Here is a 17,318-nt window from a genome sequence, read left to right as displayed (position 1 = left end):
CTCGCTCCTATTTGCCGAAAAGAGTGACGGGATTGACGATATCGGCGGCCACTGTGAGCAAAGTGAACCCACCGAAAACAAGGATCACCGCGTAGGTGACGGGCATCAGCTTCAGGTAGTCGACCCGGCCCGGATCGCGTCGACCGATCTTGGCGTACAACCAGGACCGTACCCGTTCGAACCAGGCGACCGCGATGTGACCTCCGTCCAGCGGGAGCAGCGGCAGCAGGTTGAACACGCCGATGAAGAAGTTCAGGCTGATCAGGAAGCTCAGGAACAGCGTCCAGGCGCCGTGCTCCACGCTCTCGCCGCCCAGCCGGCTCGCGCCGACCACGCTGATCGGGCCGTTCGGGTCGCGGGGCTTGCCGGACAGCGCGTTCCACAGGTTCGGCACCTTGCTCGGGATGCTCTTGAGCGACTCGCCGATGCCCTGGAACAGCTGGCCGGTGAAGCGGAACGACTGGCCCACCGACTCGACCGGCCCGTACGTCACGTTGAGCGGCACGTTCTTCGGCAGCGCCTGGCTGACCCCGAGCGCGGCGACCTGGGTCGGCGCGCCGCTGGGGTTGTCGGCCGGGTGCCGGGGCGCGGAGATGAGGGTGATGTTGGCGGTCTTGGTCACCCCGTCGTGCACGTAGGTGAGAGTGGCCGGACCGGGCTTGGCCGCGCGGATCGTGTTGACCAGGCCGATGTACGTGCTGACCTGCGTGTCGTTGACGGCCGTGATCTTGTCGCCGTTCTGCAGGCCGGCCTGCCGGGCGGGCGACTGCGGGTCGGTCGGCAGGCAGTTGGCGCGGTCCGCGTCCAGCTGGACGCAGCTCTCGATCGAGACGGTCGGCGGCAGCGCGTTGACCTTCGCCTGGTCGGACAGCTCCGGGTTGGGCACCCCGACCAGGAACAGCGTCACCCACAACACCACGAACCCGAGGATGAAGTGCATGATCGATCCGGCGGACATCACGATCGTCCGCTTCCAGACCGGATAGCGCCACATGGCCTTCGGCTCGTCTTCCGGGGCGACGTCGTCGTCCTGCGGCGTCATCCCGACGATCTTGACGAACGCTCCGGCGGGGATCGCCTTGAGCCCGTATTCGGTCTCGCCGCGGCGGAACGAGAAGAGAGTCGGCCCGAACCCGACGAAGTACCGGGTGACTTTCATCCCGAACGCCTTGGCCGTGGCCATGTGGCCGGCCTCGTGCAGGGCGACCGAGATAAAGATGGCCAGCGCGAACAGCACGACGCCGATCAGGTACGCCATCAAGATCCTTCCCCTACGGCCGCGACCAACTCGCGGGCCCGTGCCCGCGCCCATGACTCGGAGGCGAGCACCTCCTCGACGTTACCCGGTTCGGCGAAATCGGGGGCCTCGCTCAACACGCGTTCGAGCGCGTCGACGATGCCCAGGAACGGCAGCCGCCCGGCCACAAACGCCGCTACCAGCTCCTCGTTGGCCGCGTTGTAGATCGCCGGCCGGCACCGGCCCGCCCGCCCGGCGGCCTTGGCCAGCCGTACCGCCGGAAAAGCCTCGTCGTCCAGCGGTCGCAGCTCCCAGCTGTGCGCCGCCGTCCAGTCCAGTGCCGGAGCCGCCTCCGCTACCCGCTGCGGCCAGCCCAGCGCCAGGGCGATCGGCAGCCGCATGTCGGGCGGGCTGCACTGCGCGATGGTCGACCCGTCGACGAACTCGACCATCGAATGGATCACCGACTGCGGGTGGACCATCACGTTGATGTCGTCGTATCCGATGTCGAACAGCTCGTGCGCCTCGATCACCTCGAGGCCCTTGTTGACCAGAGTGGCCGAGTTGATCGTGACGACCGGACCCATGTCCCAGGTCGGGTGGGCCAGCGCCTGCTCCGGCGTGACCTCGGTCAGGTCCTCCCGGCGCCGTCCCCGGAACGGGCCGCCGCTGGCGGTCAGCACCAGCCGGCGCACCTCGGCGCCGGTCCCCGAGCGCAGGCACTGGGCCAGCGCGGAGTGCTCCGAGTCGACCGGGGTGATCTGTCCCGGCCGGGCCGCCGCCCGGACCAGCGCGCCGCCGGCCACCAGCGACTCCTTGTTGGCCAGGGCGAGCCGCCGCCCAGCCCGCAGCGCGGCGAGCGTCGGGGCCAGCCCGAGAGAGCCGACCACCCCGTTGAGCACGGTGTCGCAGGGCCACTGGGCCAGCTCGGTCATCGCGTCCGGGCCGGCCACGATCTTCGGGATCCGGTAGCCCCCGGTCGAGTACCCGCGGCGCTGCGCCTCCGCGTAGAAGGCCAGCTGGAGGTCCTGCGCCGCCGAGGCCCTGGCCACCCCGACCACGTCCACGCCCAGCTCCAGCGCCTGCGCGGCGAGCAGCTCGACGTTCCCGCCTCCGGCACCCAGCCCGACCACCCGGAACCTGTCTGGATTGCGACGCACGATGTCGACGGCCTGAGTGCCGATGGAGCCGGTCGACCCGAGCAGGATGATCTCGCGAACAGCGCTCACCGGATCATTGTCCCCGATTCACCCGACCGGTATCGACGCAGGCCGCACCAAGCGCCCCGATCGGGTCGAGATAGCACCGGGCCAGCAGAGACACCCACTGATAGACGGCGTCCTCCCCGGCGGCGAGCGGACCGGGCCGGAAGTGCGGCGAGGCCAGCCCGCGCTGGACGGACTCGCAGGCGGCCCAGTCCTCCCGGTTGGTGATGTCCCAGAAATCGACCGCGTAGCCCGGATCGATGCTTGTCCGAGGGAAGTACCAGGCGCACTCGACCCGGGTGAGGTCGGGCGACAGCGGTTCGAGGCGGTGAGTCATCACGTAGTCCGGGTGCGCCGAGATCAGCAGATTCGGAAAGACCGCGATGTAACGGACAGTGCCCCGTGGTGCCCCGTCGATGTACTCGCCGGCCGACCGGCCATCCAGTGACATCGTCTCGGCGCCGTCCCGGAGGTCCATCGCGCCGCCCACCCAGGCACCGGGCAGCGCCCAGTTCTGCCCGGATGCCGGCGGGGACACCCGGCACAGCTCCGGATGGATCAGCGGGCAGTGGTAGCACTCCTGGTAGTTCTCGACGATGACCTTCCAGTTCGCGGCCACCTGGTACACGTGCCCGGCGCCGCGAACCAGATCCTCCGGCCGGTACGGCGCGATCAGGCCGGCCAGCTCGCCGAGGTGACTCGGGAACGGCGGCGCCGTGCCCAGCGCGTTGACGAACACCCAGCCGTGCCACACCTCGACCGGCAGCTCGACCAGTCCGTACCGGCCCGGATCGAACGGGGTCCGGGCCGCGGCACCCATCCCGGGCGCGGTGGCCAGCGAGCCGTCCAGCCGGTACGCCCAGCCGTGGTACGGGCAGACCACCGACGGCCGGCCCGCGGTACCCCCGTCGGGCAGCAGCTCGTGCCCGCGGTGCCGGCACACGTTGGCGAACCCGCGGACGGTTTCGCTGTCAGGAGCCACGGTCAGCAGCACGGCGACGTCGCCCACGGTCAGCGCCCGCTGGGTGATCCCGTCCCCGCCGAACAGGTCGTCCGCCCGCCCGGCGCAGGTCCAGGCGCCGGCGAACAGGTGCCGGCGTTCCCAGGCCAGTACCGCCTGATCGGTGTAGGCGGCAGCGGGCAGCATCCGGGACTCGCCGAACGGCCGCAGCGCGTCGGCGAGGGCCGCGGAGTCGAGGGGCGCCGCGCCGGTCACTGCCGTACGAAGGCGCGGTTGGCGAGGAAGTCCCGCAGCTCGGCCAGTTGCTCCGGGGGCACGGTGGTGATCGGAACCGGGAGCACCTGCCGCTTGCCCAGCATGAGCAGGAGCTGACCGGGAATCTCCTGGGTCTTCTCGAACGCGGCCCAGGCGTACTCCGTGGACATCAGCGGCGAGAGTATCCGCACGCCAGGGTCGCCGATCTCGATGCGCTGCGGCTGGCGCATCACCAGCGGCAGCGCGCGGATGCTCGTCCGGACGGACTTACGGGGAATGTAGATCACGTACAGCACGCCGATCACGAGAAGACCGACGCCGAACGGCCACGCGTCCGTGCCCAGGGCGAGCAGGACGACACCGAGCACGGCCAGGATGGCGCCGAGGATCCGCACCTTCCGGTACGCGTCGCGCAGGACGTACCGGAACGCGCCGGCGTACCGGTCGAGATCCGGCTCGGCGTCGATGATGATGTGCAAGTCTCCTCCTGACGGTCTGCGCGGTCGATCCTAGGGAGCAGCGCTCGACCGCGCAGACCCGTTACCCGGCGGCGCGACGCCGGGCCCGCGGACGGCTACCGTAGGCGGATGCGCCTGGCGACCTGGAACGTCAACTCGGTGACCGCCCGGCTGCCCCGGCTGCTCGACTGGCTGCCCGCGGTGGCCCCCGACATCGTGTGCCTGCAGGAGACGAAGACCTCGGAGTTCCCGGCGACCGAGGTGGCCGGGCTCGGCTACGAGGTGGCCGCGCACGGCTCCGGACGGTGGAACGGCGTCGCCGTACTCTCCCGGGTCGGGCTCGCCGACGTGAGCCTCGGGTTCCCCGGTGAGCCCGGCTTCCCCGATCCCGAGGCGCGGGCCGTCGGCGCCACCTGCGGCGGGGTGCGCGTCTGGTCGGTGTACGTGCCCAACGGGCGCACCATCGACTCGCCCCACTACCAGTACAAGCTGGCCTGGTTGACCGCCCTGGGCACGGCGCTGAAGCCGGAGATCGCCGCGCACGACCGGTTCGCGGTGTGCGGGGACTTCAATGTCGCTCCGACCGACGCCGACGTGTGGGACGCGGCCGCCTTCGCCGGGTCGACGCACGTGACCGCACCCGAGCGGGACGCCCTGACCGCGCTGCGCGGGCTCGGCCTGGAGGACGTCGTACCCCGGCCGTTGAAGGGCCCGAACCCGTTCACCTACTGGGACTACCGTGCCGGAATGTTCCACCAGGACATGGGCATGCGCATCGACCTGGTCTACGCCACCCCGGCGGTGGCCGGCGCGGTCACGGACGCGTACATCGATCGGGAGGCCCGGAAGGGCAAGGGCCCCTCGGATCACGCCCCGATCGTGATCGACTTTCCAGCCTGATCGGTCGTTAGGGTGTTCCCATGAGTGAGCGCCAGATCAGCGGGCGCGGCGAAGCCGCTCTTCCCGTGAGGATCAGGAATCAGAGTTGCAGCGTTTATGTGCCTCATGTGGTCGGCGAGCGGAGCGAGGTGGCCGCATGAGTGACATCCCTCGACGCGCCGACGTCGTGATCATTGGAGCGGGGCACAACGGCCTGGTCGCGGCGGTTCTGCTGGCGCGCGCCGGGCTCGCTGTCACGGTGCTGGAGGCGGCGCCGGTGATCGGCGGAGCCGCCCGCACCGAGCATCCGTTCCCGAAGGTGCCCGGGCTGGGTCAGTCCACCGGCTCGTACCTGCTGGGCCTGATGCCGCCGGAGCTGATCGCCAAGCTCGGCGTGGACATCCCGGTACTGCGCCGGGATCCGCACTACTTCCTGCCGACGCCGGGTGGGCCGGGCTCGCCGTACCTGCTGTTCGGGCGCGACCGCGAGGCCACCCGGGAGCAGATGACCCGGTTCTTCTCGGCCGCCGACGTGGCCGCCGACGACGCGATGCAGGCCGAACTGGCCATGCTGCGCGAGGATCTGGCGCCGGCGTGGTTGGTCGAGCCGCTGCCCGTCGAGGAGACCGCCGAGCGCTACATCCGGTCCGAGCTGCGCCAGGTCTTCGTCGAGCTGGTACGGGGGTCGGTCGTCGACTATCTCGCCCGGTTCGACTTCCGTTCCGAACTGCTGATCGCGATGTACGCGGTCACCGACGGCGTGTCCGGGCTCAACGCCGGGCCGGACGACCCGGGCACCGGTCACAACTTCCTGGCGCACAACATGTGCCGGCTCCCCGGTTCGGGCGGCACCTGGATGATCGCCCAGGGCGGCATGGGTACCGTCTCCGGCACGTTCGCCGCCGCCGCCCGGGCCGCTGGCGCCACGATCGTCGCTGGCGCGCCGGTAGCCGAGGTGCTGACCGACGCCGGGGCGGTCTCCGGCGTACGGCTGGAGGACGGTGGTACCGTCGCCGCGCCGGTGGTCCTGGGCGCCTGCGACCCGTACCAGCTGATGCGGCTCGCCCCCGGACTGCCGGTCGAGGAACGGATCAAGGCGGTACGCCGGCCCGGTACCACTCTCAAGGTCAACCTCGCCCTGCGTGACCTGCCGACGTTCTCCTGCCTGCCGGCGGGCGCGCCGAGCCCGTTCGGCTCGACGATCCACCTGCTGCCCGGCTCGGCACCCGGAGCGGAGCCGATGGCCGAGCTGCGCCGGATGTGGGAGGACGTGTCCCAGGGCCGGCTGCCGGCCGAGCCGACGATCGAGTGGTACCTGCACACGACAGTGGACCCGACGCTTCAGGACGCGGAGGGGCACCACTCCTCGGCGCTGTTCGTGCAGTCGGTCCCGTACGACATCGCCGGCTCCAACTGGGACGCCGAGCTGCCCTCGTACGTCGAGCGCCTGCTCGCGATCTGCGACAAGTACGCGCCGGGTACCAGCGACCTGGTCGTGGACACGATGCCGCTCACGCCGCCAGGCATCGAGGAGCACTTCGGGATCACCGGCGGGCATATCCACCACATCGACAACACGGTGTCCTTCACTGACCGGATGCCGTACGTGACCGGTCTGCCGGGCCTGTACGCGGGCAGCGCCGGAGCGTTCCCGGCCGGCAGCGTGATCGGGGCGGCCGGCCACAACGCGGCCCAGCGCATCCTGGCCGACCTGGGCCGCCCGGCGGCCTGAGCGGCGCCGGTTCGGGCGGTCGCTTGCGACCGCCCGAACTCAACAAAGCCGAGCCGTCAACAGCGTCGGAAATGGCACCGGACCCCGTAGCACAGGGCAGAGTACGGGGTCCGGTTTCGCGCCGTCCCGGCTCAAGGCCGGGGCGATAGAGCGTCCCAGCCTCGGGACACAACGTCACCGGGCTGGGACGGCGTCGTCTCGGCCCGGAATCCGGACCGGGACGACGTCATGGATCAGATCGGGCGAACGGCCTCCGCCTGCGGGCCCTTGGCGCCCTGGACGATCTCGAACTCCACCCGCTGGTTCTCGTCCAGCGAGCGGTAGCCGGTGGTCTGGATCGCGGAGTGGTGCACGAACACGTCGGCGCCGCCGCCGTCAACGGAGATGAAGCCGAAGCCCTTCTCGGCGTTGAACCACTTCACGGTTCCCTGCGTCATTCTTTTTTCTCCTCAGAGATCTTTCGTTGGCCCCACGCGCTGCGAGGCCGGTTGGCCGTTTTCGAGCAGCGCTAGCTAGGGCTCATCTCGTGAGGAGACAACCGTGCCGTCGCCTGTCAAGCGACGGTAAGCCAGGTACACAAAAACTTCGCAAACCACGCTACACCATTGTGCCCCGGGACCTCGCATCGGGGTGGCCCTGACACGCGCGCCTTCAGCCGCTGAACAGGCGATCTATTCGGCCTTGCCGGCCTCGGCGCCCACCTCGACGGTCGCCGGCCGGGACCGCAGCTCGTGCCCGGCGCTGGTCAGGCAGCGGCCGCTGGTCAGGTCGAACTTCCAGCCGTGCAGCTGGCAGGTCAGCGTCTCGCCCTCGATCACCCCGAACCGGGTGAGGTCCGCCTTCAGGTGCGGGCAGCGCCGCTGGACGACCCAGTCGCCCAGGGTGATGTCCTCGGCGTCGGTCGCGCGCTCGTTCTCGTCGTACCAGCCCTCCGCGTACTGCAACCGCTCCTCGGACAGGCACTTGAAGAACGAGTACACGAACTCGTTGTACTGGCCGACCCGGGCGGCGGAGAACCGGCACGACAGGAACAGGGAGTTCACCCAGTCCACCTCGCCGGAGTGCAGCAGCTGCTCGACCAGTACCCGGCCGGTACGGAACCGGTACCGGACCTTCTCGTCGGCGTACTCCCGCACCTGCTTGCCGGGAAAGTCCACCACGATCGACTCGACGACCTCGCCGTCCGGCCCGAACGAGTCGGTGAGGTCGATCCGGATCGGGCCACCGACGCCCTTCGCCAGGTAGATCGACTCCTCCAGCAGCGGTTCGATCCGCTTCTTCATGGCGCCCAGGACGTCGATCTCGGGGTGCGCCCAGGTCTTCTTCGCCGCCTCGATCACCGGGCGCTGCCGCTCCTGGTACGCCCGCAGGTGCTCTTCCTTGTGCGCGAAGAACTCGGCGACGTCGTCCACCGGGTGCGAGGTTTCGGCCGAGGACGTGGTCAGCTCGGTCGCGGAGCCGGGCAGCAGCACGATCGCGTTGGTGCCGCCGACCTTCGCGTACTCCTCGATGAACCGCTGCTGGTCCGGGAAGATGTTGCCCTCGTCGTCGAAGATGTCGTTGAACTGCCACAGCGAGTCGTCGAGGAAGCAGGGCGGTCCGGCGATCGGGAAGACGTGGTCGGCCTTGAGATCGTCGATGTACCGGAACGTCCGGTCGAACTGGCGGTCCCGCTTCTGCTTACCGAACGCCGTCTTCGCCGACTCGGGCAGCTCGTAGACCATCGGGTACCAGATCGCACCGGAGAACTGGAGCAGGTGCGCGTGCACGTGCCCCAGCTCGGCGAAGATCGACAGGTCGGAGGGCCGGGCGTCGTTCTGGTTGAGCAGCCGCACCCCGTCGTGCTCGACCCACAGCGAGGAGTCTCCGATCGGCCCGTCCATCGGCCCGGTCAGCGCCTGGATCATGATCTTCAGGCCGCCGTCGAGCTCGTGCACCTCGTTCGTCACGGTACGCAGAAAGCTGGTGAATCCCAGCTCTCGGAGTTGGTCCTCCAACTCGCTGGTCGGGTACTCCGGCAGCAGGACGGTCGCCTTCTTGCTCACGAAGCGCTTGAGCTGCTCCGCGTCGAAGTGGTCCCGGTGCAGGTGCGAGACGTACAGGTAGTCGACCTGGCCCAGCGACTCCCAGTCGAGCTGTGAGTTGTCCGGGAATGGGAACCATGACGCGAAATACGCCGGGTTCACCCAGGGGTCACATAAAATGCTCCCCGCCGCCGTGTCGATCCGCATGCTCGCGTGGCCGGTACCGGTGATGCGCACGGCGTGCCCCTTCTCCTTCGCGGTCCGTACCCCCTGACGCTACCGGAGGCGCTAACCGCCCGTGCCGGATGCTCGCCACCGGCGACCGCGGTCCCGGCAACGGGGGACGTGGTCCCCGCAACGGGGCAGGACCGGCCGGTAGCGCCTTCCGGCGGCATGCCAGACTGTCTCTGCACCCGATCGAGCGAATGATCACCAAAGGGGATCGACGTGGCCGACGAAGAGCCAGTGACCTCACCAGACCAGCACAAGCCGGGCAACGCCAAGCTGGCCCGGATCGGTGCGGTCGCGGTCATCGTGGTCCTGTTGGCCATGCTGTGCGGCAACCAGCGCGGCCACATCGAGGACATCTTCTTGATCGTTACCGCCGCGCTGCTCGCGGTCATCCTGATCGGCGACCTGCTGCTGCGCAAGAACGGCCTGCGCTGACGGCCGGCGCCAGCGGCCCGGCTTCACGGGCCACGCCGTTCACGGGCCACGCCGTTCACGGGCACGCCGTTCACGGGTCACGTGCCCTTCACAGTCCACGGGCCTTCACGAGGCACGCGCCCCTTCACCGGCCACGCCCTTTGCGGGCCACGCCAACGCCAGCGGGCCGCGCTGACCGGGTGGTCGCCGGGTCAGCGTCGCCGCAGTCGGGTCAGTGCCGCCGCATGATGTCGCGCACCTCGCGCAGTGCCTGGTCGACCTCCGCCTCGAAGTAGCCGCCCGGCACCAGGTTGAACTGCCCGGGATCCAGCTCCGCCTCGTTGATCCCGACCGACGAGCGACCGGTCATCGCGGTGAGAATGCCCTCGAACAGGCGATCCACCTGATTCGGGTCGTACCCGCTGCCGAACCGGCGCGACTGGAACGTCCGGCGCAGCTGATCGATCCGGGCCGCGTCACCGGTCAGCCCGGACCCACCCGGGCCACCGCCGAGGTCCGAGGGAACCATCCTGATCTCGGTGGTCATGTCGGTCTTGCCGTGCCGGCCGGGCTCGAACCCGTCGAACCCGCGGCCGAAGTTGCTGGTCGGCTCGTCGTAGCGGTTCGGCTCGTCAAAGCGCGCGAAGCCGCCGGTGGCGCCGCCGGCCATCGGAGCGACCGGACGAGCCTGCGTGGGCGGCATGGTCGGCCGGTCGTCACGCGCGGGCGGACCGAGCCGATCGGGCTGCGACGGCACCACGCGGTCGTCACGCGCGGGCGGACCGAACCGGTCGGGCTGCGACGGCACGATCCGGTCGTCGCGCATCGGCGGCCCGCCCCGGTCCGGCGGCGGCATCATCCGGTCGTCGCGCATCGCCGGAGCCATGCGGTCCCCTGCGCCCATCCGATCCGGCGGGCCCATGCGATCGGGCGGGCCCATCCGGTCCGGCGGACCCATCCGGTCGGGAGGCCCCATGCGGTCGGGAGGCCCCATGCGATCGGGAGGCCCCATGCGGTTCGGCGGACCCATCCGGTCGGGTGGGCCCATCCGATCCAGCGGACCGAGCCGGTCGGCCGAGCCCATGCGGTCTTCGGCCATCCGGTCGGGCGGACCGGCCGGGCGCTCCGAACCGCGGAAGCCCGCCCGCTCCTCGAGCTCGCCGAGCTGCCGCTCGACGCGGTCCAGGTGAAGGTCGACCTGCCACTCGTCGTAGCCGCCGAACCGCACCCGGAAGACCACCTCGTGGACCTCCTGGGCGGCGATCGGGGAACTCGCCTCGCCGTTGAGCGTCGCCTCGACCCGGTCGAGGAACGAGTCAACCTCGTCGACCTTGTACCCGCGACGCAGCGCACGGCGCCGGAACCGCTGACCTTGACTCACTGTGCCGCCTTTCGCTCACTGCGTGAGGCCATTTCCCCTGGTCCCCGCCCCGGCCCGGTTGGCCGCGACACCGCGGCCGCGGCCAGTTGGCCACAGGCTCCGTCGATCTCCCGGCCCCGGGTGTCCCGTACCGTCGTCGGCACCCCAGCCGCGCGCAGCCGCCGGACGAACTCGCGCTCGACCGGCTTCGGACTGGCGTCCCACCGGCTGCCCGGGGTTGGGTTGAGCGGGATCAGGTTGACATGCGCCAACCGCCCGGCCAACAGCCGCCCGAGGAGGTCCGCCCGCCACGGTTGGTCATTCACGTTCTTGATCATCGCGTATTCAATGGAGACGCGGCGTCCCGTGCCTGCCGCGTACGACCATGCGGCATCGAGCACCTCGGCCACCTTCCACCGTTGGTTGACCGGCACGAGTTCGTCGCGCAGCTCATCATCTGGCGCGTGCAACGACAGCGCAAGGGTCACCGGCAGGTCCTCGCCGGCCAACCGGTGGATAGCCGGCACGAGGCCCACGGTCGAGACCGTGACATGTCGCGCAGACAGGCCCAGACCTCCCGGCGCCGGTTCGGTGAGCCGGCGCACCGCGTCGATCACCCGGCTGTAGTTGGCCAACGGCTCGCCCATGCCCATGAACACCACCCGGGACAGCCGGTCCGGGCAGTCCGGCAGGGCGCCCGAGGCGGCCAGTCCGGCGAACGAGACCACCTGGTCGACGATCTCCGCGGTGGACAGGTTGCGAGTCAGGCCGGCCTGGCCGGTGGCGCAGAACGGGCAGGCCATGCCGCAGCCGGCCTGGCTGGACACGCAGACGGTGACCCGGTCCGGGTATCCCATCAGCACGCTCTCCACGAGCGAGCCGTCGTGCAGCCGCCAGAGCGTCTTGCGGGTGCGCCCGTCGTCGCAGGACAGCTCCCGTACCGGCGTCAGTAGCGTGGGCAGCAGCTGGGCGGTGAGCCGGCTGCGCGCGGCCGCCGGGATGTCAGTCATCCGCTCCGGGTCGCGGACCAGCCGGCCGAAGTAGTGCGTGGACAGTTGCCCGGCCCGGTACTCCTTTTCGCCCAATCCGGCGACGGCGCCCCGCCGTCCGGCCAGGTCGAGGTCGGCCAGATGGCGGGGTGGCAGCGAGGCGCGCGCTCGACGCCCGGCACTGCCCGCCGGCTGGCCGGCGCCCGACTCGTCCCCGTTCAGCGGCGTCAGGGGCACCAGCACGGGCCCGTCCGGGCTGTGCGCGGGTGCGAGGGGCTCCGCGGCCTCCGGGGTCGCGGGGAGCAGTTCCAGCCGACGGCCGGGTCCGGTAACGGGCTGTGTTGTCATAGCCGGTCCAGTCTCGCACGACTCGCCACGATCGCCCTCCCGGCGCGATGCCGACCCGGGCGCGTGGCGGGCCACCTGCGGGCCGCCGGGTACCGCCGCGCCGGCGTCACCCGCCTGTCGGCGCGAGTACCGACAGCAGCAGGAAGGCCGTCGGCGCGGCGAACAGGATGGAGTCCAGCCGGTCCATCAGGCCGCCGTGCCCGGGCAGCAGGTTGCTCATGTCCTTGACTCCGATATCCCGCTTGAGCAGGGATTCTGTGAGATCACCGAGCACCGCGGCGATGGACAGCGCGACTCCGAAGATCACCCCGTGCCACCACGGCTCGTGGAGCAGGAGGTCGATCAGCACCGCGCTGCCGATGGCCGCGGCCAGCAGCGAGCCGGCGAGCCCCTCCCAGGACTTCTTCGGGCTGATCGTCGGCGCCATCGGATGCTTGCCGAAAAAGACCCCGGCGGCGTATCCGCCAGTGTCGGAAAGCACAACCGCGGCCAGCGTTAGCACCACCCGCAGTGGGCCGTCCTGCGGCTTGACAAGCATGACCGCGAAGGAGGCGAGGAACGGAACGTAGACCGCGATCAACGCCGCGGAGGTGGCGTCACGCTGGTACCCGGCCGGACCGTCTGCCAGGCGCCAGATCAGCGCGGCCACCACGGACAGGGTGAGGCCGAGGATGAGCGGCTCGGTACCGCCCTGCCAGGCGAGCCCGGCCATCACCGGGCAGGCCAGCAGCAGCGGGACCAGCGGTGCCCGTACGCCGGTGGTGCCGACCGCGCGGACCATCTCGTACACGCCGATCCCGGCGGCCACCACGACCACGCCGAGGAACGCCGGGCGCCACACGAACAGCGACACGATCACGATCGCGCCGAGGGTGACGCCGACACCGATCGCCGCGGGCAGGTTGCGGCCGGCCCGGCTGCGGCGCGGCGGAGCGGACGGGTCGTTCGCGCGCTCCTCGCGGGAGCGGGCGGTACGGCCGCCGTCGAGGTTCAGGTCCAGATCGTCGGCGGCCTGGTTCGGGTACACCGGGATCTGGACCGTGCCGTCGTCTTCGTGCGGGTACCGGGGCTCCTGCTCCGGGTACGCCTCGGGCGCGGCCACATCGGCGTGCCGCGCCCGATGGCGTGACCGGGTTCCCTGGTTGTCCGGCGGGTCGAGATAGGAGGGCATCAGACCTCTAAGAGCTCTGATTCCTTGTGCCTGACGATCTCGTCGATGCTGGCCGTGTACTTGTGCGTGAGGTCGTCGAGCTCCTTCTCCGCCCGGCGGCCCTCATCCTCGCCCGCCTCGCCGTCCTTGACGATCCGGTCCAGCTCCTCCTTGGCCTTGCGCCGCACGTTGCGTACGGCGACCTTGGCCTCCTCGCCCTTGTGCCGGGCCACCTTGATCATGTCCCGACGCCGTTCCTCGGTCATCTGGGGCAGCACGATGCGCAACTGGGTGCCCTCGTTGTTCGGGTTCACCCCGAGGTCCGAGTCGCGGATCGCCTTCTCCATGGCATTGATCTGACCGTTGTCGTACGGCTTGATGATCGCCATCCGCGGCTCCGGTACGGCGATCGAGGCCATCTGCGGCAGCGGGGTGGGGGTGCCGTAGTAGTCGATGACGACCTTGGCGAACATCGCTGGCGTCGCTCGGCCGGTGCGGATGGTGGCGAACTCTTCCTTGGCGAACTCGATCGCCCGCTCCATCTTCTCTTCGGCCTCGAAGAGCGTCTCGTCGATCACGTGCTCCGTCGCCTCCTTCGGGCGTTTGCGTGGCAGGTCACGCAGTGGCTGGCGGGTCGTCAGGCGGTGATCAAAGTGCCGATCTTGTCGCCGCTGACCGCCTTGATGATCGTGTCCTCGCCCTCCGCGCCGAAGACGAGCATCGGAAGGCGATTGTCCTTGCACAGGCTGAAGGCCGCGGCGTCGGCCACGCTCAGGCCCTCGCGGAGCATCTCGTCAAAGGTCGTGGTATCCAGCTTGACCGCGTTCGGGTCGATCCTCGGGTCGGCAGTGTAGACGCCGTCCACTCCGTTCTTGCTCATCAGCACGGAGTCGGCGTGAATCTCCAGGGCCCGCTGGACGGAGACCGTGTCGGTGGAGAAATACGGCATTCCGGCCCCGGCGCCGAAAATCACCACGCGCCCCTTCTCCAGGTGCCGGATCGCCTTGCGCGGGATGTACGGCTCGGCCACCTGAGCCATCGTGATCGCGGTCTGTACCCGCGTGTCGATGCCCGACTTCTCCAGGAAGTCCTGCAGCGCCAGGCAGTTCATGACAGTGGCGATCATGCCCATGTAGTCGGCGCGGGAGCGGTCCATGCCGCGCTTCTCCAGCTCGACCCCGCGGAAGAAGTTGCCGCCGCCGACCACCACGGCGATCTGGGTGCCGAGCTGGACCACATGCCCGATCTGCCGGGCCAGGTCCTGCACCACGTCCGGGTCGACGCCGATCTCGCCGCCACCGAACACCTCGCCGGACAGTTTGAGAACGACCCGTCGGGCTCGGGGCGGTCCACCGCCCGCCAGCCTGCCAGCCGCCGCCGTCACGATCTCGTCGGCCACCGTGTCAGTCATCGTGCCCCTCCAGGTCTGTCATTTACCAATCTGTCATGTCCCGGCGCAACCGCGGTCACCCGCCGATCCCCGGGTATGCGACGGGGAGGCCGGCGCGTGGTCAGTGTCCACCCGCGGCCTCCCCGTCTGCCGTACTCCGCGCTTCTTCGCCCGGCCGCTTTGACCGGCCCGCCCACAAACCAGGCGGGCCTGGCGGCCGTTATGCCTGTCCGACCTCGAACCGGACGAACCGGGTGACGGTGAGTCCAGCCTCGTTCAGGATCTGCTGGACAGTCTTCTTCTGGTCCTGTACGGACGACTGCTCAACGAGGACGAAGTCCTTGAAGTAGGCGCCGACCCGACCCTCGACGATCCGCGACAGGGCCTGCTCGGGCTTGCCTTCCTCGCGGGCGGTCTCCTCGGCGATGCGGCGCTCCGTGGCGATGACGTCCTCGGGCACCTCGTCGCGGGTCAGGTACTTCGGCCGCATGGCGGCGATCTGCATGGCCACACCGCGCGCATCGGCGTCGCCCGCCTCGTCGTCCTTGCCGGCGTACTGGACCATCACGCCCACGGCCGGCGGCAGGTCCGCGCTCTTGCGGTGCAGGTACACAGCGACCTGCCCGTCGAGTACGGCGAACCGGTTGACCACCAGCCGTTCCCCGATCTTGGCGGACTGCTCGTCGACGGCCGTCGCGACCGTACGGCCGTCCGCCAGCGTGGAGCCGAGCAGCGCGTCCACGTCCGCCGGACGGGTGTTCGCTACCTGCTCCACCAGGCTCTGCGCCAGGGCGATGAAGTCGGCGTTCTTGGCCACGAAGTCGGTCTCGCAGTTGATCTCAAGCAGAGCCGTGCCGGAGTGGGCGACCAGTCCGTTCGCAGCGGTCCGGCCGGCACGCTTGCCGACGTCCTTCGCGCCCTTGACGCGCAGGATCTCCACCGCACGATCAAAGTCGCCGTCGGCCTCATCCAGCGCCTTCTTGCAGTCCATCATGCCAGCGCCGGTCAGTTCGCGGAGCTTCTTGACGTCCGCGGAAGTGAAGTTCGCCATGTCCCTCTTCTATCCGGCCGCTCGACCGCGGCACTCTGCTTTCTCGCCCGGGTACCGGACCCCGGCGGCTCGTTCCTCGGCGCCGTCGGCGCCCGGACTTCCCCTCCGACGGCGCCAGGCCGACCGGAGTCCTCCTGGACCCGCGGAGCGGTCCGGCGCCGCTGCCGCCCTTGCCGGCGTTCCGGGCCGTCCCCTGGACTCACCCGTCGCGCCGCGTCGCGAGCGGCAGGTCCTGCTATGTCTGTCTGTTGGTCTTCATGTCTCGCGCCGGCCGGCGGGGCTTCGTGCCCCCTGCCGCCGGCGCTCGGTCTGGGTCGTGGCCGGTTCGCGTGCCCGATCCGGGCTGTCTACGTCGCCGGGTTCCCGGCGGTTCGGCCCGGTGACGGACTCCGCGGTCCGGCCCGGGCGGCCTCACACCGCCCGGGCACCGCAACCGTCAGGCAGCCGGAGCGCCCGAGGTGGCCTCGGCCGCCGCGCCCGGCTCCTCCTTGCGCTGCAGCAGCTCGCGCTCCCACTCGGCCAGCGGCTCGTCCGCGGCCACCGCGCCCGGCTCGGGCTTCTCGTCGGTGGTCCGTCCGGCGCCCCGGCCGGAGCGGGCGATCAGGCCGTCCGCGACCGCGTCGGCGATCACCCGGGTGAGCAGCGCCGCCGAACGGATCGCGTCGTCGTTGCCCGGGATCGGGAAGTCGACCTCGTCCGGGTCGCAGTTGGTGTCCAGTACCGCGATCACCGGGATGCCGAGCTTGCGGGCCTCGTCGACCGCGATGTGCTCCTTCTTGGTGTCCACCACCCAGATCGCGGCCGGGGTCTTCTGCATGTCCCGCAGGCCGCCCAGCGTCCGGGTCAGCTTGTCCTTCTCGCGCGACAGCTGGAGGGTCTCCTTCTTCGTGTAACCCTGGGCCGCACCGGTCTGCTCGATCGACTCCAGCTCCTTCATGCGCTGCAGTCGCTTGTAGACCGTCTGGAAGTTGGTGAGCATGCCGCCCAGCCAGCGGTGGTTCACGTACGGCATGCCAACCCGCGACGCCTGCTCGGCCATCGCCTCCTGGGCCTGCTTCTTCGTGCCGACGAACAGGATGGCGCCGCCCTCGGCGACCGTGTTGCGGACGAAGTCGTACGCCTTCTCGATGTAGTCGAGGCTCTGGCGCAGGTCGATGATGTAGATCCCGTTGCGCTCCGTCAGGATGAAGCGCTTCATCTTCGGGTTCCAGCGCCGGGTCTGGTGTCCAAAGTGGACGCCGCTCTCCAGTAGTTGGCGCATGGTTACCACTGCCATGGCGGGGTGCTCCTCGTATCCCTGGTTGTTCCAGCGCCCCGGTTGGGCCGCCGGCCTGGCGCCTGGTCGTCGGCCGGGGTTGAGCCCGTGCGCGGAACGCATCGGGACCAGGGCGGCCGCCGCCCCACCAGCGAGGGTGAGGAGGGCGCGCGAGGTCGACCACGCGAGGTGGTCGCCGTCATCGAGTGTACGCGGTGGCCAGGCGGCAGCCTCCCCCGGCGTACATCCTGGGGGCTTTCGTCGGTTTTGGGTCTTCAGAGCCTGTTCGCAAACCGGCTGACCGGCTGCGCCGCGCCCAGGCGGCGACCGGCGGCGTTGTCGGCTCGCCCGGATACAACACCGGTATCCGGGCGAACCC

At 70.0% G+C, this 17,318-nt stretch carries 16 protein-coding genes; 3 read left to right on the top strand and 13 right to left on the bottom strand.

Annotated elements, in window-relative coordinates:
- Positions 1 to 7: 7 nt before the first annotated feature.
- Genes Raf01_RS09175 through Raf01_RS09160 form a run of 4 tightly spaced genes read right to left on the bottom strand, consistent with a single transcriptional unit; the run spans position 8 to position 4,137 of the window.
- Positions 8 to 1,258: a M50 family metallopeptidase gene (locus Raf01_RS09175; RefSeq protein ID WP_203917311.1), complete on the bottom strand. Its 1,251-nt coding sequence runs from the start codon at positions 1,256 to 1,258 to the stop codon at positions 8 to 10.
- Positions 1,258 to 2,445 carry a 1-deoxy-D-xylulose-5-phosphate reductoisomerase gene (dxr, locus tag Raf01_RS09170; protein WP_203917404.1) on the bottom strand — a complete coding sequence of 396 codons (1,188 nt, stop codon included), beginning with the start codon at positions 2,443 to 2,445 and terminating at the stop codon, positions 1,258 to 1,260. The genes Raf01_RS09175 and dxr overlap by 1 nt, the downstream gene beginning before the upstream one ends.
- Before the next feature lie 25 nt (positions 2,446 to 2,470).
- Positions 2,471 to 3,658 (bottom strand): aromatic ring-hydroxylating oxygenase subunit alpha, encoded by a 1,188-nt coding sequence (locus Raf01_RS09165; RefSeq protein ID WP_239133473.1) that lies wholly within the window; start codon positions 3,656 to 3,658, stop codon positions 2,471 to 2,473.
- Entirely contained in the window at positions 3,655 to 4,137 is a 483-nt protein-coding gene (locus Raf01_RS09160; RefSeq protein ID WP_203917310.1) for a YcxB family protein, read from the bottom strand. Before Raf01_RS09160 ends, Raf01_RS09165 begins: the two co-directional genes overlap by 4 nt.
- 108 nt (positions 4,138 to 4,245) lie before the next feature.
- On the opposite strand from Raf01_RS09160, the gene Raf01_RS09155 reads away from it, so the two are divergent.
- Both Raf01_RS09155 and Raf01_RS09150 read left to right on the top strand, forming a co-directional pair.
- Positions 4,246 to 5,016, top strand: a complete 771-nt coding sequence (locus tag Raf01_RS09155; RefSeq protein ID WP_203917309.1) for an exodeoxyribonuclease III — start codon at positions 4,246 to 4,248, stop codon at positions 5,014 to 5,016.
- Positions 5,017 to 5,152: 136 nt separating this feature from the next.
- Positions 5,153 to 6,727, top strand: a complete 1,575-nt coding sequence (locus Raf01_RS09150; protein ID WP_203917308.1) for a phytoene desaturase family protein — start codon at positions 5,153 to 5,155, stop codon at positions 6,725 to 6,727.
- A 233-nt stretch (positions 6,728 to 6,960) separates the two neighbouring features.
- On the opposite strand, the gene Raf01_RS09145 is transcribed toward Raf01_RS09150, so the two are convergent.
- Complete coding sequence (locus Raf01_RS09145; RefSeq protein ID WP_203917307.1) at positions 6,961 to 7,164, bottom strand: cold-shock protein; 204 nt, start codon at positions 7,162 to 7,164, stop codon at positions 6,961 to 6,963.
- Positions 7,165 to 7,398: 234 nt separating this feature from the next.
- A complete protein-coding gene (locus Raf01_RS09140; RefSeq protein ID WP_203917306.1) occupies positions 7,399 to 8,988 on the bottom strand; it encodes a Rieske 2Fe-2S domain-containing protein in 1,590 nt (529 codons plus the stop codon).
- Between the two features lie 210 nt (positions 8,989 to 9,198).
- Between Raf01_RS09140 and Raf01_RS09135 the strand changes: the two genes are divergently transcribed.
- Positions 9,199 to 9,417 (top strand): DUF2631 domain-containing protein, encoded by a 219-nt coding sequence (locus tag Raf01_RS09135; protein ID WP_203917305.1) that lies wholly within the window; start codon positions 9,199 to 9,201, stop codon positions 9,415 to 9,417.
- A gap of 211 nt (positions 9,418 to 9,628) precedes the next feature.
- On the opposite strand, the gene Raf01_RS09130 is transcribed toward Raf01_RS09135, so the two are convergent.
- The 7 genes from Raf01_RS09130 to rpsB form a co-directional block, all read right to left on the bottom strand.
- Positions 9,629 to 10,777, bottom strand: coding sequence for a DivIVA domain-containing protein (locus tag Raf01_RS09130; RefSeq protein WP_203917304.1), 1,149 nt, complete (start codon positions 10,775 to 10,777; stop codon positions 9,629 to 9,631).
- Positions 10,774 to 12,093 (bottom strand): dual-specificity RNA methyltransferase RlmN, encoded by a 1,320-nt coding sequence (gene rlmN / locus Raf01_RS09125; protein WP_505973662.1) that lies wholly within the window; start codon positions 12,091 to 12,093, stop codon positions 10,774 to 10,776. Before rlmN ends, Raf01_RS09130 begins: the two co-directional genes overlap by 4 nt.
- 106 nt (positions 12,094 to 12,199) lie before the next feature.
- The gene (locus Raf01_RS09120; RefSeq protein WP_203917303.1) at positions 12,200 to 13,264 is read right to left on the bottom strand and encodes a phosphatidate cytidylyltransferase; all 1,065 of its coding nucleotides are present in this window, start codon (positions 13,262 to 13,264) and stop codon (positions 12,200 to 12,202) included.
- Entirely contained in the window at positions 13,264 to 13,821 is a 558-nt protein-coding gene (gene frr, locus Raf01_RS09115) for a ribosome recycling factor (protein WP_203917302.1), read from the bottom strand. The genes Raf01_RS09120 and frr overlap by 1 nt, the downstream gene beginning before the upstream one ends.
- A 59-nt stretch (positions 13,822 to 13,880) precedes the next feature.
- On the bottom strand, positions 13,881 to 14,654 hold the full coding sequence (gene pyrH / locus Raf01_RS09110) for a UMP kinase (protein WP_203917301.1): 774 nt from the start codon (positions 14,652 to 14,654) through the stop codon (positions 13,881 to 13,883).
- A gap of 199 nt (positions 14,655 to 14,853) precedes the next feature.
- Positions 14,854 to 15,684, bottom strand: a complete 831-nt coding sequence (tsf, locus tag Raf01_RS09105) for a translation elongation factor Ts (RefSeq protein WP_203917300.1) — start codon at positions 15,682 to 15,684, stop codon at positions 14,854 to 14,856.
- A gap of 436 nt (positions 15,685 to 16,120) precedes the next feature.
- A complete protein-coding gene (gene rpsB / locus Raf01_RS09100; protein WP_203917299.1) occupies positions 16,121 to 16,960 on the bottom strand; it encodes a 30S ribosomal protein S2 in 840 nt (279 codons plus the stop codon).
- Between the last annotated feature and the right edge of the window lie 358 nt (positions 16,961 to 17,318).

The organism is Rugosimonospora africana (assembly GCF_016862975.1).
GTDB classification, from domain to species: domain Bacteria; phylum Actinomycetota; class Actinomycetes; order Mycobacteriales; family Micromonosporaceae; genus Rugosimonospora; species Rugosimonospora africana.
The sequence above is the reverse complement of the archived record's forward strand: the minus strand, read 5'-3'. Positions and strand labels throughout refer to the sequence as shown.